We start from the raw sequence: 269 nt of genomic DNA, 5'->3' as shown, positions 1-269 counted from the left end.
CTCTCTGGTCCAAAGTGGAGTAAGAAGCGCAAACGCGCTTCTCCTCCCCGAACCGTACGTGCACCTTTCAGCGCATACGGCTCTCCATTCAAACTTGGCCCATGGCCATAGCAACATCATGGTAATGCGACGTGACGGTGCTGCGGTCTTCAATCCGGAAGATGTATGGATTTTCCTCGGGATTGCGCCACCGGAATTGTGCTTTCGGGCTTGAGACAAGCCGTTTCAATGCTTTTCCGATAGGGTCACCGCGTTCATTGCGACCAAAC

Annotated in this window: 1 pseudogene; it reads right to left on the bottom strand. The window is 53.5% G+C overall.

Annotation, left to right across the window (positions count from 1 at the left end):
- Positions 1-88: 88 nt before the first annotated feature.
- Positions 89-269: pseudogene (locus tag HBA93_RS21355) on the bottom strand (group II intron reverse transcriptase/maturase); the annotation flags it as partial.

Origin of the sequence: Ochrobactrum sp. SFR4, from assembly GCF_019730395.1 — a bacterium.
GTDB lineage: Bacteria > Pseudomonadota > Alphaproteobacteria > Rhizobiales > Rhizobiaceae > Pseudochrobactrum.
The sequence above is the reverse complement of the archived record's forward strand: the minus strand, read 5'-3'. Positions and strand labels throughout refer to the sequence as shown.